This window comes from Pelobacter propionicus DSM 2379 (assembly GCF_000015045.1).
GTDB lineage: Bacteria > Desulfobacterota > Desulfuromonadia > Geobacterales > Pseudopelobacteraceae > Pseudopelobacter > Pseudopelobacter propionicus.
Genome location: NC_008609.1, coordinates 3418809 through 3440433, shown reverse-complemented (window position 1 = coordinate 3440433; position 21625 = coordinate 3418809). Strand labels below are relative to the sequence as shown.

Here is a 21625-nt window from a genome sequence, read left to right as displayed (position 1 = left end):
AACTGTCAAATATGGCGAATAATTGTGGGATATGAACATATCTGGCGGTAAAAATAAAGCATATTCATTTTTATTAAGTACTTAAAACGAATAGTTGGTCATGGGCGCGGTGGTAGCCGTGCTTGTTCTGGTGTCGTTGCCTTGGCAAGGGTACGTCATGTGAGCTGAAAAGTGCATGTACAGAGATGGTGCGTCCGTGGCATACTATAGCCCGCGAAAGCGCGGTTCTGCCGCTCCGTGCGGGCTGGTTTCCGCGCGCCGTCAGGGGGGTGACGGCGCATATTCCGACATGATGAAGGGGAAGGGGCTGGGTCAATTATGAAGCGATTACACTTCTGTGCGCTGGCTGTTCTGCTCTGTGTGCTGTTGCTGCCGTCGGCTGGCTGGTGCGGCGCAATCGATTCGAGAACCTCCCGCTTCTCCGTGTTCTCCCACGGTTTTCGTGTCGGGGAGGCAACCTCGGTCTGTTCCCTGGAGGGTAGCGGCGAGCGGGCCATGTTCAGGTTTTCCAGCTCCACCAGGATTAGCGCCAGCCTCCTGATGCGCTCCTATTTGCTGGACAAACATGAAGACGCGCTGGTTGGCAGTGGCGGAACCCTGCGCTATTCGCGCACCAGCAGGGAAAACGGACATCCCGTCGTTGTCCAGGGGGAGCTGGAGCACAACGAATTCCGCATCAGGGTGACCGAGAACCGGAATGTGCGCACCATCGTGATCCCCCGCGAACAGTATGACTACACGACCATGGAATGCCCGGAAATGCGACTGAAACGGGAGGGGGAGACGGCCGCCCTGCGCCTGCTTGATTTCGAGACTCTGGAGGTGGTGACGCGTCGCTACACCTGGATTCGCAGTGAGGAGATCCAGGTAGGCGGCAAGAGTTACCGCTTTCGGGTGGTTCAGTTCGAGGACAAGAACAAGCGTTGCCGTCGCTGGATCAGGGGGGATGACGTGGGTGTCATGATCGCCCGTCAGGAGGGGCGCGGAAAGGCCGGCAGTTATTCCGCCAAGCTGGTGGAGTACAAAACGCTGCTGTTTTGATGGCGCTAAGGCGACCGTCATCGTAAAAATTGCCCCCGGAGAGTTTTTCGGTGGGCTTTTTTTGTTGCAAGCCAGCATCCACCGGTTGACCCCTGTCTGTCGCCACGGCAGTGCTACGCGGCACGCCGTCTCACGCATGCAGCAGCGATCTCTTCTGTGCGAATCCCCATGGCTTCAACCTGAGCCATTTTTATCGCCCTCCTGTTTCAGTGCCAGGAGAGTTGTTCCTGCCACGTTTATTCGGCTTCTCAGGTTGCTCCCCGTCTGTTTGTTCATCACTCACACGCTGCGCCTCTGGAATGGGGTTGCTGCCCGCTGGAGCCTGCGCGCCGATGTGCCCTGCGCGAAAGGGGGGGGGGCAAACGTTCTTCCCGTTGCACGGGGGAGGCGGTCAGCGACATGGGGAACTACACAAGCGTGAGCAAGGCTCTCGGACTGCCGATTTCTGGCGAAGGCGTAAAAAGTCAGACCAATGCCAAGGCGTGATGCCGGAAGTCTGGTATATTCGTTTTGTGTTTAAAGAGGCTGTAAATCAAGGAGATATAGAATTGGTAATACCAGATGACCATTTTGTCTGTTGGTTGTTAAAATACCGGTCCTGTGCTATTGATTTCTTCTGTCCATGCATATTATTGTTTTAAAAATTGCGTGGAAACATGATTTGTTTTTTACCGCTTCGTGTTGCGGGGGATGTGGTCATACCATCTTCGTGCGGCGCGCGAGCAAAACCTGTCTTTATCCCTCTCTGGTTTGATTTGGATACACACACGCTACAAGGAGGTCAACGATATGTACGAACTTTTCAAGACAAAGGCGGAGGCGGTTGGCGCGGAAGTCCATCGTTTCAAAACGAAAGCTGATGCGCTGGATTTCATCGTCTCGTTTCTGAAGGACGAAGGGGTTAGTGATGCGCCCAAGGGATATGCCCTGTGGGCCGAGGGTCCCTTCCTGGACGGCGTCGACAGGACGTCGCTCCAAGCCAAGGCGCCCGGACTCAAGTTTCAGGTTACCCGCGAGCTGGCCGCCGACTCTTTGGTGGGGATCAGCGAGGCTGGCTATGCCCTGACCGACACCGGGTCGCTGGTGACCGACCAGACGGCAATCGTTCAGCGCCTGGTGTCGACCCTGCCCGTCATCCATGTGGCCATCATCGGGACGGATAGGATTCTGGACGGCAAACCGGCGGTCTTCGCTAAGATCAATCCGTCCAACAGCAGGTACATCGCTTTCATAACCGGTCCGAGCCGCACCGCCGACATCGAGCGGGTGCTGACCATAGGTGTGCATGGCCCCAAGAGATTGGTGATCGTCTTTGTCGATGATCTGGAAGGAGCAAACTGATGAAAAAGGAATTCAAGGACTCTGTCAGCAAGGCCGTCCACAACGCGACACTGACCACCGCCCTGGGGAAATTCTCAGAGGCGTACAAGGTCAACCGCGCCAAGGCGTACGAGGGGATCGATTTCGAGGCGCTGCGCCAAAACATAGCCGACCGTAAGGCATTTGCGGCATCGCACATCGACCTGCTGGCTGCCTCGTTCAAGATCAAGGCCGAGGCCTTGGGCGCCAAAGTTTTTCTGGCCGACAGCCCGGACAAGGTCAAGGAGTATATCCTGAAAGTCGCCCGGGACAACAACGTCAAGAGCGTGGTCAAGTCCAAGTCCATGGCCAGCGAAGAGATCCACCTGAATGACTTCCTGATCAAGAACGGTATGTCGGTCAAGGAGACCGACCTGGGAGAGTGGATTATCCAGCTTGCCGGACAGAAGCCGTCCCACATGGTCATGCCGGCCATCCACATGACCAAGGAGGAGGTGGCCGAGCTGTTCGGCAAGGAGGTCCACGAGCGGCTGACCACCGATATACCCCGCCTGGTGGAGGTGGCCCGTAAGGAGCTGCGCTCCAAGTTCCTTGAGGCGGATATGGGTATCACCGGCGGCAACCTGGCGGTCGCCGAGACCGGTAGCATCGTTCTGGTCACCAACGAGGGAAACGCCAGGATGGTCACCACCCTCCCCAAGATCCACATCGCCCTGGTGGGGATCGAAAAGTTCGTGGAGAAGTTCGAGGATATCGTCCCGATCCTGACCGCCCTGCCGCGCAGCGCCACCGCCCAGCTCCTGACCAGCTACTGCTCTATCATCACCGGACCGGTTGAGAATACCGACGGCTCTATGAAGCAGCTGCACATCATCCTCATGGACAACCGCCGCACGGAGATGTCCCACGACGTCAAGTTCAAGCAGGCCATGCAGTGCATCCGCTGTGGATCCTGCCTGAATGTCTGCCCAATCTTCCGTCTGGTTGGCGGTCACGTCTTCGGCAGCGTCTACACCGGTGGCATTGGCACCATTCTCACCGCCTGGTTCGAGGCGCTGCAGAATTCCGAGGACATCCAGGGGTTGTGCATCCAGTGCGGCAACTGCAAGGAAGTCTGCCCCGGCAAGCTGGACATCCCAGACATGATCCTGGAGATCAGGCGCCGCCTGGTGGTGGACAAGGGGCAGTCCCTGACCCAGAAGGCCATCTTCAGCGTGGTTAACAACCGCAAGCTGTTCCACAGCATGCTCAGGGCCGCCTCCATCACGGGCAAGCCGTTTACCTCCGGAGGATTCATTCGCCATCTCCCCTTCTTCCTCTCCGAGTTGACCGAGGGGCGCAGTCTGCCGGCCATCGCCGCCGAACCGTTCCGGGATCGCTTCAAGAAGATCAAGCAGCCCAAGCTGAAGGAAAAAGCGGCCTTCTACGCCGGTTGCCTGATCGACTTCGCCTATCCGGAGATGGGGGAGTCGCTGATCAAAATCCTCAACAAGGCCGGCATCGAGGTGATCTTCCCCCAAGATCAGACCTGCTGCGGAGCACCGGCCCGCTACAACGGCGCCTACGAGGTGGCCGGCAATAACGCCGTGGACAACATCACCGCGCTGCTGAAAGAAGACGTGAAATACGTGGTCTCTGCCTGTCCTACCTGCACGGTGGCCTTGGAACATGAGTTCATCGCTACCCTGGAGAGCTTGGGTCGGACCGACTGGATTCCCCAGGCAAAAAAACTTGCCGAAAAAACGGTGGACTTCTCAACCCTGGTCAAGAAGCTGGTGGACGAGGGGCGCCTGAGCTTCAGGCAGGGGCAGAAGCTGGGCAGTTTCACTTACCACGACTCCTGTCATCTGAGGCGGACCCTGAAGGTATTTGAACAGCCGCGCGAACTGCTGCAGAAGGCTGGTTACCAGCTGACCGAGATGTTCGAATGTGACATGTGTTGCGGCATGGGTGGCTCCTATTCCATCAAGCTGCCCGAGATCTCTGCCCCGATTCTGCAGCGCAAGCTGGCCAATATCAAGAACACCGGAGCATCCATCGTTGCCATGGACTGCCCCGGTTGCGTGATGCAGATCGGCGGCGGCCTGCACCAGGATGGCGCCCCAATCAAGGTCAAGCACACCCTGGAGCTACTGGTGGACCAGGTGGAGGGCAAGTAGAAGGCCGCGTTTACTGGTTTCTGTAACCAGAGAGGCCCGCTTTCGTTCCGGAGGCGGGCCTCTCTGTGTTTCGGCTCAGTGTCAGCACTGATACACGTCTACCGATTGTTGCCTCCCTTAATGCAAAATGGTAGCTGTCCGAAGTATGACTAGCACGCTCCGTCAGCGGGGCAGTCAATCGATTCTGCCCAATAATCCAGATCCGGACAGGAGTCTGGCCATCGGTCTGATGGAATATCGGGGCTCTTTTTCCTCTGGTAATGAGGGGGGCTCAGGGGCACTCCCTTAGGCCGGCAGGTGAAGTTTGAATCCTTTTGGAGTAGGTAGAAGTTTGCTGTTGACAGGCTTTGGCTGTTGTGGTAATTAATCCTCCTGCTTTTCGGAGCAGGACTTTCATCCTCCGGGATGAGCCATATTCCCCAATAGCTCAGTCGGTAGAGCAGGTGGCTGTTAACCACCTTGTCCCTGGTTCGAGTCCGGGTTGGGGAGCCAGAAAAAACAAGGGCTTACATCATGACGGTGTAAGCCCTTTTTCTTTGTGGTGTAGTCAGTGGTGTAATAGTTTCTAGACTACACCTTGCTCTTGGCCAAACTCTTGAGCCAATCCTGGAAATTCTCCTCGGTTGTCATCAGTGGGCGCTCGAAGCAAAATTTAAGGGTCTTGGCCTTGGTTCGATCGCGGTTGTAGAAGTATGACTTCTTGAAGCCTGTCCGCCTTGCCAGATCTTCCACGGTCAGAAGCTTTTCTTCCATAAGCCCCCCCATCTGTTAGGATTCTCCGCTCTCGATCCAGGCTATCAGATCACTTTCCTTGACTCGCACCGATCTACCCAGTTTGATGAACTTGAGCGGATATCTCCCTGTTGACTTTGCATTGTAAAACGTCCTTACTGCTTTCCCAGTAATCTGAGAAACCTCTTTAAGCGTTAAAAGCCTGTCCATGGCCTGTACCCCAGTTTATTAATCTGGCAGCATATCTCCTGAAACTCTGCCGTGAGCGAGGTCTTCCAACTTGCGAGCAACGGTATCAATCATCGAAACTACCCCGTCTCGCACATAATCATCATCAACCTCGAGACCATCGAGTACCGTCCTTAAAACATAAAGTTCATTTGCTGCTCCCTCCAGGTTAGATGTAAATTCGTTTTCCTTTAACCATTGACGGTTTTGGCGCCAACGATCCAGTAGCTTATCAGATGGCGAGTATTTAGCCGTAACTGCCCCGTTGCACTCGTCCAAAACATCAAGCGCGTCACGAATGCCTGCAATCGCCTGTCCTGCGCGGTATTCCATCATTCCGATCGCATCAGCGCCAACATTCAAATTTCCCCCAATGTTCTCCGGTCCACAACAGTGCATACGCTTCTCCTCCGATCTGTTTTTTTTGAAACAATGTGAAACCAAGATAGGCCGCATAAAAAGAGAAGTCAATGGCTTTAATCTAATAAAATCAATAACTTATATACACAAAAGCAGAAATAAGAAACACACCAAATTGGAAACAAAATAGCCGGCTACCTGGTGTCAACAGGCCCGGCTATTTTGAAAACCTTTGTTCTTTTCAAACAAGCCGCCTCCTTTCCCGGGAAACAGCTTGTTCATTGTCCTGTCCTAAGCCTGTAAGACAACTATATCCCGAAGCTACCCGGTTCCGGGACTTCGTGCCCCTTCTCCTCAAGCGTCGCGATGACGACGGCAAGCGCCTCATACCCCTCTGTTCCAGCGCTCCCCAGGCTGCCCATGATCCAGACAGTGAGATGCCCATCTAGTGCCTCCGCAATTTCCACACCGCCTGTGGACAACCTCTGTATCATCCTGGGGATGGCGTCGGTTTCACCTTGTGACATGGGAGGTTTCATCGGATTGCCTAAATGATGGGCGTAGTTGTTCCTGCTGCCTCGATGGTGACGGGTGAGATCACTTCTATCTGCCCTCGGGTGCTTCCCCGGCTTTTTCAAATACTCCTATCAAAATGTAAATAGCAGCAAACAGTAACATTATTGGGACTATCAAGCCAAAAACCCAAGGCTGGTTGATCGCAAACAGCCCGCATGCAAAGAGATCATTCCCTGTTTCCACAAATCCAACCGGCACATCACCTTGGTGGTAAAGCGTCAATAGTCTTTTGTCAGGATTCCATTCCTGGTCTATGCGTAGGTAAAATATGTGGAGCAATGTAGCGAAAACCACACATGCAACACACAACAATGCCCGACGCAGCACGGCAGGCGACAAATACCTTTTCATTCACCCATTCCCCCTATTCATAAATATCACAACCCATATTATTCATCGTCTCTGCCAACTCGGGTCTAGTCCCATCAGCCGAAGCCCCCAATTTACAGCAAATCCGGCTACCAGAGGCCACCAATGCACCTGGTATATTGCTAGGCATGAAAAAATAATAGAGACAGCTGAAGACACCAACAGGCCGGGATGCTTTGACGCATGAAACGTAGCCAAGCCACCAATTGACAGAAGAATTAACACCGCTGCGATAATGTAAATGATTATTTCCATAGTCTAGACCCTTTTGCCAAGAGTTCTTGGTTTGGCAGGCTCAGGTTTTATTGCAGGATGCCCTGGCTTGCCCCCCCAGGCCTTACTCCTCCTGAAGCTCGCTCTCCTCCGGTTCCAGAAGTAGCCAGTCCTTCTCCGCTTCCTCCCTGGCGTCCGTCGAGTACATCCCCGCCGCCAGGTTCTTGCGGATCGACTCCTGGCACTTCTCGTCCAGGACGTGCGCCAGTTCCTTGGCTATCCCCAGTCTGTTCAGCTGCGCCCACATCTTGGGTCGGTGCAGTTTCCACGACTCCAGCATCTGCCTTTGCGTCGGGCTGCCCATCGGGTCCACCGTTTCCGCCAGTCTCCGGGACTCCTTCAGCACCCACGCCTTGAACTTCGTGTCGCTCTGTCGCTTCTGCTGTGCCATCTCTGCCAGTGTCATTGAGCTCACCTTTCTCTGTTTCGATGAGTATACCACTGCTCACCTTTCCGTGATCTTTCGCCCGCCTGAACCATAACATTTGATAACAGGTGAGCCCATGTACGCGGGTGCCGGCCACGCAGGCCATGATGTTGGATTTGCAAGGAGTGGCCGGACACCTGCCTGTTGTGAAACCCTTTGCAACCTCAAGTTTTCTCTGCCATTCATGGGCTTCGCTTTTCGTAACCACTTCTTGACGTTGTCTGCTGAGTGACCACGAGTCTGAAGGTGGTAGAGGTGTTTGGGAAGCGGCACAACCACATTTTGAGGGACATCGAAAAAATAAAGCACGATTTGCCTGATGATGCTCAGCCCATTTTTGGGCTTAGTGAATATGTGGACCCAACCGGCAGGACACTGCCGATGTACCAGATGAGCCGTGACGGCTTTACTTTGCTGGCGATGGGGTTCACCGGAGTTCTTGCGAATAGTGAGAGGCGGGGGGGGGATAAAGGTCAGATTCATTTTATGATGGTCATCCACTGACTTCCACCGGGGGGCGGCACGGATACGACCCCCTTGTTCCTTCTTATGCTCACTCATGCGAGCAACGTGATTTTTCGCCACCGTTCATAGGCTTCGCTTCTTTTTGGGCCTCACCCCATTCATTGCAGCTTTCCTTTTGCCTTCCTCTGTAGTTGGTCCAGTACTCAATCCACCATGGAACTTACAGCGTCCATTCGAATAGATGTCCTTGCGCTTGCAGGGGGTTCCGGTTCTGGTCTTGGCGCCACAAGCCAATTCGGCCAGTTCCGGAGGCATGGGATGATACTGAGGTGTCATGAGGTGATCATACCCGGACTCTTCCCAGGCAGCGAAACGTAGATCTCTTTCTGCGTTGTAGGCTCGGAGTTTCCGTACCAGTTCTTTGTGTGTGGTCTTGTCCATTATTCAGTCCGCCTGAGTGGTGTCATGTTTCGGTTCTACGATGGTGCGCTCAACGCTGTCGCCCTGCGCCAGAGCCTTGATCCCTGCCGTGCTCTTGTTGAGGTGGTGGTGTTTTGCCACCCCCTGCTTCACTCCTTTTGGCGATCCCTTACCTGCCATTGCTATTAATCGCTAAAAAAGCGAAAGGGCCTCCATGGCTTTCTGTCCTCATGTGGCCAGTCCCCTTTCGGTCGCTTTCCTGATTGCATCACCAACTGGAGTTTTCTGGAGTAGTTGAGGACCGCTTCACTCCGTTGCTTTCTTGGAACAACCCGCCTGAATAGCTGCTGCAATACTAACATTTACTAACAAGCGTGGGGCTGTTCATTGCCTCTTGAATCGCCGCCTGAACCATAACATTTGATAACAACCTGGAAGACTACTCTTGCGCCGTTTTCGATGAATATCCCGCCCGTATCGCCGCCTGAGTAGCGTTCAGGTCGATCAGGTATTCCTCCACAAACTTGCGGCTTTTCCCTGCTCTGTTTCAGATGGTCACCGGCCACGCCCATTATCGAGATCACCCGGGAGTGGCCGGTCTAGTTTATCCTTTTAGAAGGTCAGCCCGAACCGCTGGGAGAGAGGTGTAACGCTGTTGCCGGAATTGCTGATGAACGATGTCAGAGGGGGCTTGGTGGGCTGCTGTGGCGCTTGTCCGCCGCCCCGGCCCATGATTGCGGACTTCTCGCCAGACAGTTCTTTTAGCCGCCTGTTGTTTTCGGCAATGGCCTGATTGATCCCGGACTTGCCCTCCCGGTCGTAGGTGATGCGCAGTTCTTTTTGCAAGGCCCGGTTGTCGGTGTGCAGTTCCTTGATGTCCTTGTCGATGGAAGTAAGGCGTTCGCGTGGTTTCAGCTCGCTTGAGGATGAGCCGCTTCTTGACCTCCCGCCGCCACTGCTTTTCCCTCCACCGTAGTTCGGTACCTTGGTCGGCCCGCCTATCTTTGAAACCTTCTGCCCGGTAACGCCATCCACCGCATACACGCCGTCCCCGGTGTTAGCCACCACGACGTTGCGCTTGCTGTCGGGGAACATATCATTCACAGCCTTGGATGACTTCAACAGGTGATCTACCACTTCGCTGGGAGCGCCAAGCATGATGGCGGTAGCGGAGGTGCGCTTCTGTTCCGGCGTGCCACTGAGCTTCTTGATCTGATCCGCGTAGGGCTGCGCGGCCCGGGCGACAGCTGCGTCGGTGACGTACTTCTCCCTCTTGGCCGTTTCGTTTTTCATCACTCCCTGCCACCATTCAAGCTGCTTCTCATACGGCATGGAGAGGATCATGTTGTATTTGTCCTCCGCGCTCGCCACCGCCGGGGAGATGCCTTTCTCCTGGGCCTTCTTCAAGGCTGCAAGCTGATTGCCCGCCCGGTACATCAGGAAGTCAGGCGTGATGGCCCGCACCTGATCGTTGGGGTCGTTGGACTTATTTTCGGTGAACGGCACTTCCCACGACACCACCTGGCCGTTGGCATCCTTCCCGGCCACCATCATGGTTGGCATGATGACTGCCGGCTGCCCCGGCTTCTTCACAACATGGACAGGGCCAAGATCGCCGGTGACGGAATACTCCATGCCGGTGTTCGGGTCTTTGTGGACCGTTCCGGCTCGCAGTCGTGCCGCCTTGCCCGGTCCCTCCACCAACACCTGTTGCGCATAGGGGGGCAAGTCCTTAACTCCGAACGACTGCGCCGTGTTGTCGGGCAGCTGGCCCAGCATGTTGGCGGTATGCGCCAGGTTGTAGGCCTCCTGCGTTGATCTCTCGATCTCTGCCGGGTCAAGCGTGTTCGGGATAGAGGGGTTCGCCGCCGTTTTCATGGTGATGTAGTCGCGCAGTTGGCTTTGGAAGTTGGTTCGCTCCGACTGTTTGGTCTTGGCCTCGTCGATCTGAAGTTGTGTGGCCTGGTTTGACAGCCCGGCAGAGGCAGCTGAACGCTGATCCTGATTGGTAGCTAACTGCATCTGCTGATTCTTGGTTTCCATGTCGACCTCAAGTTTCCGTTCAGCCAGGCCTTGTCGAGCCAGAGACACGTAAGCGTTGAGTCCATCCGCCATCCAATTGTTTGTAGTTCCCATGGTTTTCCCCTTTCGCTAGTTCCTGTTACGGTAGGCATCAAGATTGACTACTTTGCCGCTGGTTGCGCCGGCTGCTGACTCCAAAATGTCGTCTATTGCGCCGTGTAGCAAGCTCACCAGTTCTTCGCTGCCGGTGTTCGGATGCGCATAGATCTCCATGACCGGTTTACAGTTTTCAAAAGCCTGATAACGTCGGCAATCATTTGATGAGGCGGTACTTAGCCGCAGGTTTATGTAGGACTTTTGCAGCTCAGTGTGCTTTTGCAGGAGATCTAAATACGCCTGCAAGAGGGTTGCATACTCAGGCATTACCTCGCGCCCCTGCTTCAATTCCTCTATCTGTTCCATCTACGCCCCTCCTGTATAAGCTGTTCTATTTCCGGGTCTTCCGGCCGCGAATACCTGCATGTGCGCCCATCTAAAGCATGCCTCAGTTGCAGTCAAAGCACCTGCTGCAAAATGCGCAGGGGCAGTTGAGAAAACCAATAAACAGAGTAAAGTAATTAATCTGGACAGAACAATATCTCCAGACGAGAAGAGGGCGCAGCTTGTCGAACTCCAGCGAATCAAAAACGACATCACCCGTGGCGTTGTGGGACAGGCCAAGGCGGCGATGGATTGATAAGGCCGTGACAGCCCTTGCCGTAGCCATGGCCGCAATCTTCATTGGGTCGTTCGCCCTGACGATGAAATGGTGGATACTCGCTGCCCTGGTGCCGTTTGCGCTAATGTTCATCGGTGAAGAGGTCATCATGTCGTGGCTATTCTTCGTGTCTGTTGTTGGTGGCGCTGTTTGGCTGTTCTTCAATTTCGTGATGGGCATCCAGTTATAGGAACATCTTTACAAAGCAACAGCAGACGTTTGCCGAGCCGCCTACAACCATTTGTATGACTAATGTATGCCCCTTGTAAGCTTACCTGTGGCCTCTTCGTACTTCTCCCGAACGCCGGCCAAGATCCAGGAGGGGCACCCGGGGCTTTGCTTTTTTGATGGTCTCGGTTTCATAAGCCCCACTCCCCTAGTCAGCGGTCAAAACGCATAACTCTCGGATGCGCTGCGTTGTCCGGTCGAAGTCCATGTGGATGTCGATCCCGCTTGGCCCCTGGCGATTCTTATCCACGGTCAAAACGTCGCGCTTCTTCTCGTCCTGCCAAAACAGCAGTAAGGAGTGTGCTTTCTGGGCAATCTTGAAGCATCCAGCGAGTTCGGCGCGTGTGGGCCTACCCTTGGTATTGCCTTGGCGGTTTAACTGCGCCATAACGACCACATGGAGCTCTAGCGATTTCGCGCAATCAACAAGCCGCTGTGCATAACGGGCAAGCCTTGCCTCTTCCGTATCGCGGGAGCTCTCCCCGCTCGGGGTGATCTCGCCGATGTAATCAACGAAGGCCACTTTGATTTTGTGTTGAATCGCATGTCGGGTGATGATCCCCACGATCTCCTCAACGGTCCGGGGGGAATTGTCGGTCATAAACAGGCCGGAGTTGTGGAACTGCTCACCAAAACTGATGGCAGCCCGGTGTTGTCCTCCTTGCTCAAGCTCCTTCAACCGGATGCCGGAGTGAATCGCGGCGAGCCGGTCAAGGTTGGTGTCCACGTCGTTTTCGTTGGTGATGAACAGCGCCCGGTGTCCGCTTGTGGTCGTGTTGTAAAGCAGATTGAGCGCCAGGGTGCTCTTGCCGAAGCCGGTAGCGGCGGCGATGACCGTCATTCGTTTCGGCGCAAGCCCCTTGAGCAGCTGCTGTACAACCGGATAGCCCGTGTCCGCCCCTTGGTGCCTGCCTTCCTTTCGTTCCTGCTCCCTTGTCTTCTGGAGAGCGGAAACTCGTTTGCACAACTCGCCGGGAGAGAATACGGATTTTTCATGGTTCCTGATCGTCACGTCTGCTGCCAAGTTGGAGAGTGCTGCTGCGATCTCTGCCGGGGTGAGGGTTCCCAGCTGGGCGATGGTAATCGCCAACTGGCGTTGAATATGGCGCTTGTGGAACTGGTCGGCAATTTTGCGGGCCTTGATGTGTACCAGCGATGGAATAGCGCTTTCCGCCATACAGCCAACAAGGACGTGTCCTGGTACTCCAGATATTTCCGCCAGGGTTGCAAGGTCAGTGAGTCCGTTTTTCTCGTACTGTTCAGAAAATGTCCTGTAGACCGTTTCCAGCTTCAGATTTGAGAACATCTCCGGGGTGACAATGGGGCGGATGCTTGTAAAGGAATCAGGGTCCGTCAGGACGGCTCCGACAATCTCTTGCTCGGCAACAGGGTCAGTGAATTGGTTCATAGCAGTTCCTCGATCTCAGCACGGGTTTTGCGGTCATCGGTCACGCCCGTCACTCGTGGCGCCCTGTCCTGGGCCTTCATCAGCCAGTTGTTCAGGAAGCGGGCATAGTTTTTCTTCCGATTCTTCGGGTTGGCTTTGAGCCAAGCGGCGGCCTTGGCAAGTTCCAAGGGGATATCAACAGCCGGGTATGCCGCTTCCCATGTCTGAAGGTAGGATTCGGTGTTGAAGAAGGAGTCCTTTTCCGTGTCGAAAATGATGCAGTCCGGAGCCGTTTTTCTCGGTTCCGGACAAGAAGTATTTTTTACTTCTTCTCTTTCTTCTCTATAGTGTGGGGTTGCTGGGGGCTCCGTTGCGATTCCCTTGAGGTTTTCCGTGCGGGAAGCGTAAGCGGAGATATCTTGATAAGTGTGGTAATTTATTACTGTTATTATCATTCCGCGTGTGGTCTTCCGTGTGGTTATCCGTGTGGCCTTGCTGAGGGCTCCGTAAGCGGAGCGCAGTTCGTCCTTTGTGGGCACTATCTTCCGCCATCCAGAATAGTGGCTCATGGCCTCCTGCATCTCGGCGATAGTGGTAAGGAGCTGACCACGTTTCAGCTTGTCACCGTCCTTCCAAAACGCTTTGAGGAGGATCCACACCCACAACTTGACGACAAGGGGTGACTGATCCATCAAGTCGGAATCAAGCGTCTTTCTGGAAAGAAGTACGCATCCACCAGGAATCTTCGGCTGCGACGTTGTTGGCCGGCTGTCGTGTTGCTCTTCCATGACTACCCCTTGCATAGCCTGCCCCTCTTTCGATGATGCCCGGGAAAGCGGTGGAGGGTCACCGCCTTGTCAGCGCCGATTGCAAGCCGGCGCCTACCCCGGGAAGCTGGTTAACGGTTTACGGCCGCATAGGCCTCAAGCCGCATGGCGCGGTCGAGGGCGCGGTGGACTTTCGAAAGTTGCCCGGGAAGCGGCATCTGTTTTAAGATCGCGGCCCGCCTGATTTCCTCGTCGATTCGAAACTGCATGATTTTTTGGCACATGATGGTGACCTCCGTTTTTGGTCGTCATGTGCTCAGTTGGTAAAAAGCCCACGACACTCACCATTTCAGGTGGAAGCATCGCGGGCTGTGCAGGAACCTGCCGATGTGGGGCAGGGCTTAGAGGAACCGCGTGAATTGATTTTTTAGGTTTGGCCTAAGCGGGTTGGCGGCTCTCGAGCCAGGCCAAGATTTCCCTTAAACGATACCCAACTCTGCCTCGGGTCAGTTGGACCCGGCGAGGAACCAAACCAGCCCTCTCATAGCGCCACCAAGTTGGCTCGCTAATATTGGTCAGTTCACGACGTTCGCGCTTATTGATGATCCGATCCTCAGTCATTTGAACTCCTTTTTTTGCCCTAAACGCAAAAAGCCCGCGACCGTACCTGGCAAAACACCAGATACAATCGCGGGCGCTATTGGGAACCCCGAAGGGGCCGCACGGAACCGCTTTGTTTGATTTTTGAGAAAACTAACTCAAATGGTTTTTCGTGTCAATTCAAAAAAATGCATTCCGTTTCGGGAGCCTTTCTTGATTTGTGCGGACTATCACCGGCGAACGGATTACAACAGGCCCCTGTGGTCGGAGTGGAGGGCCTCGGCCAGTTTCTTTGCGCTGGTGACTCCTATAACCCTCTTGCCGTTCTCCATCTCGCTGATGTGCCGCTGGGGGATGCCGGTCGCTTCTGCAAGCTGCACCTGAGTCAATCCCTCCCGGTGGCGGTATCCGGCAAGGATCGTCCCGGCTTCGTTACCCTGGAACTCGGGGAAGGCCTCACGCCAGTTCGTCGTCATGCTGCAGCCTGCTTGCCTAATGGAGACGGTTCGACGCTTAGTCTCAACCCCATGCCATGCAACAGGTTGAACAGCGTCCGTATCTCCGGATTGCCACGACGGGAGAGGGTGCGATACAGGCTTTCTCGGTTTAGGTGCGCCCGTTCCGCCACCACCTTCATGCCGCCGTTGGCCTCTGCGATATTCCGGAGCGCCAGGAGAAAGGCATCCTTATCTCCTTCTTCCAGTGCCGCGTTCAGATATGCCGCTGCTTCCTCCGGGGCTTTCAACGCCTCGATCAGGTCTTTCTGGTATTCGGTCTGTCTCATCGTGCGTTCCTCTTCTGGTGCTCCTGCCAGTATTCCATGGCGGTCTGTATGTCTCGGCTCTGGGTGGACTTGTCGCCACCGATCAGAAGCAGCAGCAACCGGTTGCCGTCTTTGCCGAAATAAACCCGGTATCCCGGCCCGTAGTCGATGCGCATTTCCAGAACTCCGCCACCAACGGCCTTGTGGTCTCCCAGGTTGCCCAGCCGGGCGCGGTCCAGTCGGACACGAATCTTTGCCCGGCCGCTCACGTCTCGCAAGGTTTCCAACCACACCTTGAACGGCTTACTTCCTGTCTCGGTGACATAGTATTCGATTTCATGCGGATATGTCTGGATGGTCATATGTTAGCCTATAAGCTACAGAGCGTCAAGCGACGTTCCGTTCCTTGCGTTTCTGGTCCAGGTCGACGACCTTGTCACCGGCCAGGATGGTTTTCAGCTTGTTCTCCCAAGTTTCAAGAGCCTGCTGTTTTTCCACGTCATAGCGATACTGATTATAGACCTTTATGACGCCTTGCTTTGCGTGGTTCAGGACTGCATCGATCACTTCATCCATAAAGCCCATGCTCGCCATGAAGGTGGCTGTTGTGCGTCTCAGATCGTGCGGGGTGAAGTGATCTATTCCAAGTCGGTTCTCGGTGGCTGGTTTGCCGGCTGCTGTAAAGAGGGGGTTGCCTTTATCGTCTGTTAGTGGAGATGCGAGGGCGCGGCCTACGGCAACGGCAAGGGCAGTGTCACCCATGGGCTTCTCCTTGCTCTTGTGGTGGCATGGAAAGACGTAACCGTTGTATTCCTGGTCATATGGTGTTTCTCTTGATTTCTTGGCTTGAGCTATGGCTTGGTTGATGATCTCCAGAGCAAGGCCAGACAGGTAGACTCGGTGAGTCTTGCCGTTCTTTGCGCGTTCTGCCGGAATGGTCCACCAGCAGCCGTCAAGTTCGCTGGTATGCAGTCCGGTCACTTCACCGGGGCGTTGTGCTGTTGTCAGGATCAGGCGCAGCGCTCGGCGTACTCCGTCCGACATACCCGCGTCTGGACGGCCAAGGTTTTCCCATAGCGTCTTGATTTCGGACTCTGAAAGCACACGGTCGCGGGAGAGCTTAGGGGAGGGGAGCTTGACGCCGGTGCAGGGGGTGTGCTGGAGAATGTCCTGCTCAACGGCCCAGTTGAACATCTTGCGGATGATCTGAAAGGTGTTGTTCGCCATGGCGGGGGCGTTGCGGTTCACGATCTCTTCAAGCAGTCTGAGTATGTCCCGTTTGGTAACATCGGCAGCTTTACGCTTTCCCCAGGCTGGAACAACCTCCCGATTAAGGATCTGCTCATCCTTCGCCCATGACCGCTTGAATCGTTTGGCGTGGCGCTCGATGTAATCATGCACAAGGTCGGCAACTGTGGGGGCCTTTCGCCGCTCTTCCGCTTGTTCTTCGGCTTCCGCCATGGGATCAATGTTGTTCTTCACCTTCCGTTTGGCGTCCTCAAATCGCCCCCGTGCTGTTTCCAGGGTTACGTCTGGATAACTCCCCAGGTTCATCTTCCGGCGCTTACCGTCGAAGGCATAGAGGTACAGCCATGTTTTTGAACCGGAGGGCATGACGCGGATGGTGAAGCCGTTTCCCTCGCTCCGGGTGTAATCGGATTCCGTTGGTTTCAGTTTCCGAATCATGGTGTCGGTGAAGGTCGTTTTTTTCATGGCGTCCTCCAGGTAGTCAGACACATTGTTGTTGGCCTGTGGTGTAGTAGTGGTGTAATAGTTTGCTGCGTTAGGGTGATATAGTTTGAAACACTATGAATTGAGAAATACGCTTAATATGTGGCAATGTCAATGCTTTAAGTGGTGTTGTTGGGATTACATGGAGGGAATTGAAAAGAGGTGAAACGTATATACAAGGTTACTGTTAACCACCTTGTCCCTGGTTCGAGTCCGGGTTGGGGAGCCAATTAGGGACAAAACTGGGCACCATTGCATGGGCCGGTTTTGTTGAAATAGAAAGTGCACTTGCCAAAGCTGAATAGCTCCCTGACAGGTGCACTTCTTTTTTGTTCACTCTGATTTCCTTCACCAACAGTTTCAGATATTCCTTCCCAAAATTTGAAGCCTTGTCACACAGCTTTTCCTTGAGCGCTGAACAGAAGGCCGTAATGTGCTTCTTGCCCAGCTTTTCCTCTGGTATTTCCTTCTACCGTTTGAGGCTGGCCAGCTCCGCCAGTATCTCCTGACGGCGGGTTTCGCGTTTTTCAACCCGTTCCTGAAGGGAACTGTTCAAGGGGAGGAATCCCTTTTCCACCGCCTCATAAAGCTTGTCTATCTGCGTCGATCTCTCAGGTCAGTTGCCTGATCTGTTCGTGCTGGTCGGAACGGGCATACTTCAGGTTGATCTCCAATTCCTTTAGCATCAGCTCCACCCGTTCGGGAGTGAATATCCGCTCGGCCACGGTCCGCAGGATGAGGCCGTCCAGCTTTTCCATGGGGACGTTGGTATTCTGACAGCGCTCACCCCTGGCAAGGTCGTTGATCTTGCGCGAGCATTTATAATACCGGTACCGGCCACCCTTACCTGTGGCAATGGTCATGGCGGAACCGCAGGAACCGCACCGGACGATGCCAGTCAGGAGCGTGGGTGAACTGACGACACGGGGCGGAATTTTGTCCGGTGAACGGGATTCAAGCTTCAGGCTGACCTGTTCGAACAGTTCGGGATCGATGATCGGCTCAACGCTGACGGTGATCCATTCCGATTCCGGTTTGATGCGTCCGGTCTTGTACTCCTTCCTGTTGAAGACTATACCCTCAACCCACTTGAAACAGCGAAGAGCCTGTAATTTACCTTTGTCCAGAGCCAAGCGCTCTTCGCATTTGCAGCCAACCTATCGAACCCTCCCTCAGTCAATGAACCTGACCGCTCCGATGCTCCCCTTCACCGCCAGAGCCCCGCACAGGCCGGGGGGGAGGGGGATGTCGGCCAGACTCCAGCGGTCAATCTCCGCCGGGTCCCGGCGTTGCTCCATGAGACGCGGGGCATGGCCGGGAAGCAGGGAGACGTCGAAGCTGTCCGTGGGAAGGGACAGGCCGCAGCCCACCCCTTTCAGGTAGGCCTCCTTGCGGGTCCAGCAGCAATAGAAGGCCGATAGCTGCTGTTCCTGGGCCAGACCGAAGAGCTGCTCCCGTTCGCAGGCTGAGAAGAAGCGCCGCGCCATGGGCCCAAACTCCAACTCCTCCCGAACTAACTCAATATCCACCCCCACTTCGCACCCCTGGCTCAGGGCCAGGATGGCCCAGTCATCCGTATGGGCGAGGTTGAAGCAGAGCCCGCTGGCCGCCTGCTCTCCCCCCAGGCGCGGTTTTCCCCATTCGTTCACTACCAGCAGGATACCGGCCGGGTTCAGACCCAGACAGCGCCCCAGGCTGCGGCGCAGGAAGAGGCGGCCGGCGATGAAACGTTCCCTGGCCTCGTGGCAGAGCAGACGGTTGGCGCGGGCCAGTTCGTCGGGGGAGAGGATCGTAGGGGCCTGGTCCACCCCGGTTATGCTGGAGAGGCGGACGAGCAGGAGATGGATGTCGCCTTGGGGAGGGAGAGACAGCGGGGAGTGCTGGCGTGGGGAGGTGGCCATGGGAAGGTCAGATCCGGCTGCGGGAGAGCCATTCCCGGAGGCGCCGGAACCCCTCCTCCAGGGTGACTTCCGGCTGATACCCCAGATCGCGGCGGGCAGCGGAGATGTCGAACCAGTGGGCCGTGGCCAGCTCCCGGGCCACGAAGCGGGTCATGGGGGGCTCGTTTTTCCGTCCCAGCCATCCCCAGAGGGATTCGCACAGGGAGCCCGCAACATAGGCCAGCCAGGGAGGGATGCTTCTCTCCACCGGCGCCAGGTCGGCGGCAGCCAGAATACGGTTGACCATCTCCCACAGAGGAATCGGCTCGCCATTGGAGATGAAATAGGCCCTGCCGCAGAGCGCCGCTCCGGGGGTAAGACGGTCGGCGGCCAGCAGGTGGGCCTGGGCCGCGTTGTCCACGTAGACCGTGTCCACCAGGCAGGGGCACGAGCCGATGCGGCGGAGTTTGCCCGCCCGTGCCCTGGCCAGGATGCGCGGCACCAGATGGTTGTCCCCCGGCCCCCAGATCAGGTGCGGCCGTAACGAGACCGTGGCCAACGCGGGGCTGTTGGCGGCCAGCACCATCCGCTCGGCCAGGGCCTTGGTGCGCGGGTAATGGGCGTGGTAACGGGACGGGTAGGGGAGTGACTCGTCCCCCCCCTCCACGTCCCGTCCGTCGAAGACCACGCTGGGGGAACTGGTGAAGACCAGGCGGGAGATGCCCAGGCTCGTGCAGGCGGCAAGCACGTTCTGGGTGCCGATGACGTTGGGGCGGTGGAACTCGTCATAACTCCCCCAGACCCCAGCTTTGGCGGCCACGTGGAAGACGATGTCGCACCCCCGGGCCGCCCCCAGCAGGGCCTCCCGGTCTGTCAGATCGCCGCGGCACTGCTCCACCCCCAGTCGGGCCAGATGTGGGTACTCTCCCCGGGAGAAGCTGCGCACCTGGTCTCCCCGCTCCCGCAGCATGCGCGCGATGGCGCCCCCCAGAAAACCGCCGCCACCGGTGACCAGTGCCCTCAACGGGACTGCTCCGCGGCCCAGATTGCCAGCTTTTCGCGGAAGATCTTGGCGTTGTGGCGGATGTCCACCGGGAAGGAGGGGTGGAAGAGGATCTTGAGTATGGACTTGGTGTGGGGATATTTGCTCCCCAGGGCGATAAGTTCGCGCCTGATGCGGCCATGCTCCTCCTGGCTGACCCCGGTCTCCGTTTCCACGCAGAGCACCGGCTGCTGCCTGCCCGGTTTGCCCAGTCCCACCAGGGCACTGCGCTTCACCTGGGGATGGCTGTTGAAGACCCCCTCCACCGGGATGGTGTAGAGCGTATCCATGGGGGTGATCACCCGGTGGGCCTTGCGGCCGCAGAACCAGACCCTCCCCTCCCCGTCCAGGTAGCCTAGGTCTCCCATGCGGTGCCAGAAGCCGCCCGAGGGATCGGGGATCTTGGCCAGGCTGGTGGCTTCGGGGCGGTTCAGGTAGGAGGCGGTCACCTGGGGACCCTTGACGGTGATCTCCCCCACCTCCCAGTCGGGGAGCGCCAGGTCGTCGCCCCAGTGACGGATGGGGGTGTCGCTGATGGGGATGATGGCCAGATCTATCCCCGCAACCGGCAGGCCGACGCAGACCCCGCGCCCCTGCTCGGTCAGATGGCGGGTCTCGGCCAGCACCTCGCTGCTGCCGATGGAGCAGACCGGCAGCGCCTCGGTTGCGCCGTAGGGGGTGAATATCTCCGTCTCCGGGTCGAGCATGTCGCTGAAGCGCTCCATGACCGCCGCCGGAACCGGCGCGCCGGCGGAGATGACCCGCCGCAGGCTCGGGAGCGTGATTCCCTGTTGGGCGCCGTAGCGGCTGACCCGATCAATCAGGGCCGGGGAGCCGAACATGGTGGTGGCGCCATACTGCTGGATGGTGGAAATGATAATGGCCGGGTTGACCGAGCCGGGACGGGTGAAGTCCATCTCGGGGATCACGGCGGTCATGCCCAGGGCAGGGGCGAAGAGGGCGAAGAGCGGGAAGGTGGGCAGGTCGATCTCCCCCGGACGGATGCCGTAGGATTGGCGCAGGGCGCTGACCTGGGCGGCGAAGTTGCCGTGGTTGTACACCGCTCCCTTGGGGGGGCCGGTGCTGCCGCTGGTGAAGAGGATGGCTGCGGTCTCTCCCCGGCCGGTCCTGGCCGGGGGGAACGGCTCCTCGTCGCTGTCGGCGATCAGGCTGGAGAGGGTGGCGCCCCGCCAGAGCAGGCGTCTGCCCACGGTGACCAGGGTATGGATGCTCCCCTTGCCCCAGCCGAACAGCAGTCGGGCCAGGTGCGCCTTGGTTATGCCGATGAAGGCCTGGGGCTCGGCCTCGTCCAGGCAGGTCTTCAGGTTCTTGACGCCCAGGCCGGGATCCACCAGTACCGGTACCGCTGCCACCTTGAACAGGGCGAAGGTGAGGGCGAAGAATTCCGGCCCTGGCGGAACCATCAGCACGGTGCGTACGCCGCGGCTGATGCCGATGGCGGTCAGGCCGTGGGCGATGCGGTCGGAGAGCTCGTCCAGCTCCCGGAAGCTGAGCTGGATGTCGTTACGGGGGAAGATGATGGCCGGGGTGTCCGGCTGGAGATCGGCCATGCGGGGGAGATGGGCTGCGATGTTGACGAGATGTGAACTCATGGCGTGCCTTTGAATAAAGGGTATTCCGAAAGGGTTGATCTGGCTGAATATACTCACCCGGCCGGGGCAATGCAAGCGCTTGTGGTCGTGGCGGACGAAGTGCTGCCCGGCTGCCGGGCTAAAACGCTCGGACGGGGCGGGCGCCCATGGCCTTCCTGACCTCCCGTCGGGTGCTGGACGACCTGGGTCTGTGGCTGGAGAGCGAGAGCGCGCTCAAGGCCTCCAAGACCGTCCATCAGGGGCAGTCCCCCGAGGAGGTGGCCGCTGTCCTGGGAGAACCGGAGAAGAAGGTCATCCTGGACTCGAAGACCTCTGTTCATCTACAGCGACATGAGGCTGATCTTCAGGGACGGCAGACTGGTGGACCTGGAGTGATCTGCGGAGCCGTGTACCAGGCGGGGCAGTGTGCTTTTTTAAACTGTTGTTGATTGGACCTGGATAATCCCGTACTATTCCCGGCGTCAT

At 56.7% G+C, this 21625-nt stretch carries 27 protein-coding genes, 1 tRNA gene and 1 pseudogene; 7 read left to right on the top strand and 22 right to left on the bottom strand.

The window, feature by feature from the left end; translation table 11 throughout:
- Positions 1-318 precede the first annotated feature (318 nt).
- From PPRO_RS15610 to PPRO_RS15595, 4 genes are all read left to right on the top strand, one after another.
- Positions 319-1041 (top strand): DUF3108 domain-containing protein, encoded by a 723-nt coding sequence (locus PPRO_RS15610; RefSeq protein WP_011736964.1) that lies wholly within the window; start codon positions 319-321, stop codon positions 1039-1041.
- A gap of 789 nt (positions 1042-1830) precedes the next feature.
- Positions 1831-2382 carry a LutC/YkgG family protein gene (locus PPRO_RS15605; RefSeq protein WP_049759764.1) on the top strand — a complete coding sequence of 184 codons (552 nt, stop codon included), beginning with the start codon at positions 1831-1833 and terminating at the stop codon, positions 2380-2382.
- Entirely contained in the window at positions 2382-4520 is a 2139-nt protein-coding gene (gene ldhH / locus PPRO_RS15600) for an L-lactate dehydrogenase (quinone) large subunit LdhH (RefSeq protein WP_011736961.1), read from the top strand. Before PPRO_RS15605 ends, ldhH begins: the two co-directional genes overlap by 1 nt.
- 416 nt (positions 4521-4936) lie before the next feature.
- A tRNA-Asn gene (locus tag PPRO_RS15595) sits at positions 4937-5012 on the top strand.
- A gap of 78 nt (positions 5013-5090) precedes the next feature.
- Here PPRO_RS15595 and PPRO_RS15590 read toward each other — a convergent pair.
- The 6 genes from PPRO_RS15590 to PPRO_RS15570 form a co-directional block, all read right to left on the bottom strand.
- Positions 5091-5273 (bottom strand): hypothetical protein, encoded by a 183-nt coding sequence (locus PPRO_RS15590; protein WP_157040042.1) that lies wholly within the window; start codon positions 5271-5273, stop codon positions 5091-5093.
- A 15-nt stretch (positions 5274-5288) separates the two neighbouring features.
- Positions 5289-5462, bottom strand: coding sequence for a helix-turn-helix transcriptional regulator (locus PPRO_RS21925; protein WP_083761283.1), 174 nt, complete (start codon positions 5460-5462; stop codon positions 5289-5291).
- A gap of 18 nt (positions 5463-5480) precedes the next feature.
- A complete protein-coding gene (locus PPRO_RS15585) occupies positions 5481-5879 on the bottom strand; it encodes a hypothetical protein (protein WP_041532376.1) in 399 nt (132 codons plus the stop codon).
- Between the two features lie 269 nt (positions 5880-6148).
- Complete coding sequence (locus tag PPRO_RS15580) at positions 6149-6367, bottom strand: hypothetical protein (protein ID WP_198138291.1); 219 nt, start codon at positions 6365-6367, stop codon at positions 6149-6151.
- A 76-nt stretch (positions 6368-6443) separates the two neighbouring features.
- Positions 6444-6767: a hypothetical protein gene (locus PPRO_RS15575; RefSeq protein ID WP_011736959.1), complete on the bottom strand. Its 324-nt coding sequence runs from the start codon at positions 6765-6767 to the stop codon at positions 6444-6446.
- A gap of 355 nt (positions 6768-7122) precedes the next feature.
- Positions 7123-7464, bottom strand: coding sequence for a hypothetical protein (locus PPRO_RS15570; RefSeq protein ID WP_011736958.1), 342 nt, complete (start codon positions 7462-7464; stop codon positions 7123-7125).
- Between the two features lie 249 nt (positions 7465-7713).
- Here PPRO_RS15570 and PPRO_RS15565 point away from each other — a divergent pair, with 249 nt between their 5' ends.
- A complete protein-coding gene (locus tag PPRO_RS15565) occupies positions 7714-7989 on the top strand; it encodes a Rha family transcriptional regulator (RefSeq protein WP_011736957.1) in 276 nt (91 codons plus the stop codon).
- Between the two features lie 84 nt (positions 7990-8073).
- Here the strand turns inward: PPRO_RS15565 and PPRO_RS21920 are convergent, their stop codons facing one another.
- The 4 genes and pseudogenes from PPRO_RS21920 to PPRO_RS15555 all read right to left on the bottom strand — a co-directional run bounded on the left by PPRO_RS21920 (position 8074) and on the right by PPRO_RS15555 (position 10854).
- Entirely contained in the window at positions 8074-8265 is a 192-nt protein-coding gene (locus PPRO_RS21920; RefSeq protein ID WP_086003650.1) for an HGGxSTG domain-containing protein, read from the bottom strand.
- 547 nt (positions 8266-8812) lie between these two features.
- A pseudogene (locus PPRO_RS21915) lies at positions 8813-8905 on the bottom strand (terminase small subunit); the annotation flags it as partial.
- A 77-nt stretch (positions 8906-8982) separates the two neighbouring features.
- Positions 8983-10506: a hypothetical protein gene (locus PPRO_RS15560; RefSeq protein WP_011736955.1), complete on the bottom strand. Its 1524-nt coding sequence runs from the start codon at positions 10504-10506 to the stop codon at positions 8983-8985.
- 15 nt (positions 10507-10521) lie between these two features.
- Complete coding sequence (locus tag PPRO_RS15555) at positions 10522-10854, bottom strand: hypothetical protein (protein WP_011736954.1); 333 nt, start codon at positions 10852-10854, stop codon at positions 10522-10524.
- 200 nt (positions 10855-11054) lie between these two features.
- Here PPRO_RS15555 and PPRO_RS15550 point away from each other — a divergent pair, with 200 nt between their 5' ends.
- Positions 11055-11339, top strand: coding sequence for a hypothetical protein (locus PPRO_RS15550; RefSeq protein WP_157040041.1), 285 nt, complete (start codon positions 11055-11057; stop codon positions 11337-11339).
- A gap of 186 nt (positions 11340-11525) precedes the next feature.
- On the opposite strand, the gene PPRO_RS15545 is transcribed toward PPRO_RS15550, so the two are convergent.
- The 12 genes from PPRO_RS15545 to PPRO_RS15495 all read right to left on the bottom strand — a co-directional run bounded on the left by PPRO_RS15545 (position 11526) and on the right by PPRO_RS15495 (position 21160).
- Complete coding sequence (locus PPRO_RS15545) at positions 11526-12785, bottom strand: DnaB-like helicase C-terminal domain-containing protein (protein ID WP_011736952.1); 1260 nt, start codon at positions 12783-12785, stop codon at positions 11526-11528.
- A complete protein-coding gene (locus PPRO_RS19750; RefSeq protein WP_011736951.1) occupies positions 12782-13552 on the bottom strand; it encodes a hypothetical protein in 771 nt (256 codons plus the stop codon). The genes PPRO_RS15545 and PPRO_RS19750 overlap by 4 nt, the downstream gene beginning before the upstream one ends.
- A 110-nt stretch (positions 13553-13662) precedes the next feature.
- Positions 13663-13815: a hypothetical protein gene (locus tag PPRO_RS21040; protein ID WP_157040040.1), complete on the bottom strand. Its 153-nt coding sequence runs from the start codon at positions 13813-13815 to the stop codon at positions 13663-13665.
- Between the two features lie 154 nt (positions 13816-13969).
- Positions 13970-14152, bottom strand: coding sequence for a helix-turn-helix transcriptional regulator (locus PPRO_RS21910; protein ID WP_041532372.1), 183 nt, complete (start codon positions 14150-14152; stop codon positions 13970-13972).
- A 224-nt stretch (positions 14153-14376) separates the two neighbouring features.
- Positions 14377-14607, bottom strand: a complete 231-nt coding sequence (locus tag PPRO_RS15530; protein WP_011736950.1) for a helix-turn-helix domain-containing protein — start codon at positions 14605-14607, stop codon at positions 14377-14379.
- Positions 14604-14915: an addiction module antidote protein gene (locus tag PPRO_RS15525; protein ID WP_011736949.1), complete on the bottom strand. Its 312-nt coding sequence runs from the start codon at positions 14913-14915 to the stop codon at positions 14604-14606. The genes PPRO_RS15530 and PPRO_RS15525 overlap by 4 nt, the downstream gene beginning before the upstream one ends.
- The gene (locus PPRO_RS15520) at positions 14912-15256 is read right to left on the bottom strand and encodes a type II toxin-antitoxin system RelE/ParE family toxin (protein WP_011736948.1); all 345 of its coding nucleotides are present in this window, start codon (positions 15254-15256) and stop codon (positions 14912-14914) included. Before PPRO_RS15520 ends, PPRO_RS15525 begins: the two co-directional genes overlap by 4 nt.
- A 25-nt stretch (positions 15257-15281) precedes the next feature.
- Positions 15282-16607, bottom strand: coding sequence for a tyrosine-type recombinase/integrase (locus PPRO_RS15515; protein WP_041532371.1), 1326 nt, complete (start codon positions 16605-16607; stop codon positions 15282-15284).
- Positions 16608-17236: 629 nt separating this feature from the next.
- Positions 17237-17758, bottom strand: coding sequence for a recombinase zinc beta ribbon domain-containing protein (locus PPRO_RS15510; protein WP_011736946.1), 522 nt, complete (start codon positions 17756-17758; stop codon positions 17237-17239).
- 39 nt (positions 17759-17797) lie between these two features.
- Positions 17798-18526 (bottom strand): 4'-phosphopantetheinyl transferase family protein, encoded by a 729-nt coding sequence (locus PPRO_RS15505; protein ID WP_011736945.1) that lies wholly within the window; start codon positions 18524-18526, stop codon positions 17798-17800.
- 7 nt (positions 18527-18533) lie between these two features.
- Entirely contained in the window at positions 18534-19529 is a 996-nt protein-coding gene (locus PPRO_RS15500; protein ID WP_011736944.1) for an NAD-dependent epimerase/dehydratase family protein, read from the bottom strand.
- Entirely contained in the window at positions 19526-21160 is a 1635-nt protein-coding gene (locus PPRO_RS15495) for a fatty acid CoA ligase family protein (protein ID WP_011736943.1), read from the bottom strand. The genes PPRO_RS15500 and PPRO_RS15495 overlap by 4 nt, the downstream gene beginning before the upstream one ends.
- Positions 21161-21306: 146 nt before the next feature.
- Between PPRO_RS15495 and PPRO_RS15490 the strand changes: the two genes are divergently transcribed.
- Positions 21307-21588 carry a hypothetical protein gene (locus PPRO_RS15490; RefSeq protein WP_011736942.1) on the top strand — a complete coding sequence of 94 codons (282 nt, stop codon included), beginning with the start codon at positions 21307-21309 and terminating at the stop codon, positions 21586-21588.
- Positions 21589-21625 lie beyond the last annotated feature (37 nt).

What these genes read in the sequence shown, in the direction of transcription:
- PPRO_RS15575 (WP_011736959.1), bottom strand. Translation starts at nt 6,767, where the DNA reads ATGAAAAGGTATTTGTCGCCTGCCGTGCTGCGTCGGGCATTGTTGTGT.
- PPRO_RS15570 (WP_011736958.1), bottom strand. Translation starts at nt 7,464, where the DNA reads ATGACACTGGCAGAGATGGCACAGCAGAAGCGACAGAGCGACACGAAG.
- PPRO_RS15560 (WP_011736955.1), bottom strand. Translation starts at nt 10,506, where the DNA reads ATGGGAACTACAAACAATTGGATGGCGGATGGACTCAACGCTTACGTG.
- PPRO_RS21920 (WP_086003650.1), bottom strand. Translation starts at nt 8,265, where the DNA reads ATGCCTCCGGAACTGGCCGAATTGGCTTGTGGCGCCAAGACCAGAACC.
- PPRO_RS19750 (WP_011736951.1), bottom strand. Translation starts at nt 13,552, where the DNA reads ATGGAAGAGCAACACGACAGCCGGCCAACAACGTCGCAGCCGAAGATT.
- PPRO_RS15555 (WP_011736954.1), bottom strand. Translation starts at nt 10,854, where the DNA reads ATGGAACAGATAGAGGAATTGAAGCAGGGGCGCGAGGTAATGCCTGAG.
- PPRO_RS21925 (WP_083761283.1), bottom strand. Translation starts at nt 5,462, where the DNA reads ATGGACAGGCTTTTAACGCTTAAAGAGGTTTCTCAGATTACTGGGAAA.
- PPRO_RS15525 (WP_011736949.1), bottom strand. Translation starts at nt 14,915, where the DNA reads ATGAGACAGACCGAATACCAGAAAGACCTGATCGAGGCGTTGAAAGCC.
- PPRO_RS21910 (WP_041532372.1), bottom strand. Translation starts at nt 14,152, where the DNA reads ATGACTGAGGATCGGATCATCAATAAGCGCGAACGTCGTGAACTGACC.
- PPRO_RS15545 (WP_011736952.1), bottom strand. Translation starts at nt 12,785, where the DNA reads ATGAACCAATTCACTGACCCTGTTGCCGAGCAAGAGATTGTCGGAGCC.
- PPRO_RS21040 (WP_157040040.1), bottom strand. Translation starts at nt 13,815, where the DNA reads ATGTGCCAAAAAATCATGCAGTTTCGAATCGACGAGGAAATCAGGCGG.
- PPRO_RS15515 (WP_041532371.1), bottom strand. Translation starts at nt 16,607, where the DNA reads ATGAAAAAAACGACCTTCACCGACACCATGATTCGGAAACTGAAACCA.
- PPRO_RS15505 (WP_011736945.1), bottom strand. Translation starts at nt 18,526, where the DNA reads ATGGCCACCTCCCCACGCCAGCACTCCCCGCTGTCTCTCCCTCCCCAA.
- ldhH (WP_011736961.1), top strand. Translation starts at nt 2,382, where the DNA reads ATGAAAAAGGAATTCAAGGACTCTGTCAGCAAGGCCGTCCACAACGCG.
- PPRO_RS15520 (WP_011736948.1), bottom strand. Translation starts at nt 15,256, where the DNA reads ATGACCATCCAGACATATCCGCATGAAATCGAATACTATGTCACCGAG.
- PPRO_RS15590 (WP_157040042.1), bottom strand. Translation starts at nt 5,273, where the DNA reads ATGGAAGAAAAGCTTCTGACCGTGGAAGATCTGGCAAGGCGGACAGGC.
- PPRO_RS15490 (WP_011736942.1), top strand. Translation starts at nt 21,307, where the DNA reads ATGGCCTTCCTGACCTCCCGTCGGGTGCTGGACGACCTGGGTCTGTGG.
- PPRO_RS15605 (WP_049759764.1), top strand. Translation starts at nt 1,831, where the DNA reads ATGTACGAACTTTTCAAGACAAAGGCGGAGGCGGTTGGCGCGGAAGTC.
- PPRO_RS15585 (WP_041532376.1), bottom strand. Translation starts at nt 5,879, where the DNA reads ATGCACTGTTGTGGACCGGAGAACATTGGGGGAAATTTGAATGTTGGC.
- PPRO_RS15530 (WP_011736950.1), bottom strand. Translation starts at nt 14,607, where the DNA reads ATGACGACGAACTGGCGTGAGGCCTTCCCCGAGTTCCAGGGTAACGAA.
- PPRO_RS15495 (WP_011736943.1), bottom strand. Translation starts at nt 21,160, where the DNA reads ATGAGTTCACATCTCGTCAACATCGCAGCCCATCTCCCCCGCATGGCC.
- PPRO_RS15580 (WP_198138291.1), bottom strand. Translation starts at nt 6,367, where the DNA reads ATGTCACAAGGTGAAACCGACGCCATCCCCAGGATGATACAGAGGTTG.
- PPRO_RS15610 (WP_011736964.1), top strand. Translation starts at nt 319, where the DNA reads ATGAAGCGATTACACTTCTGTGCGCTGGCTGTTCTGCTCTGTGTGCTG.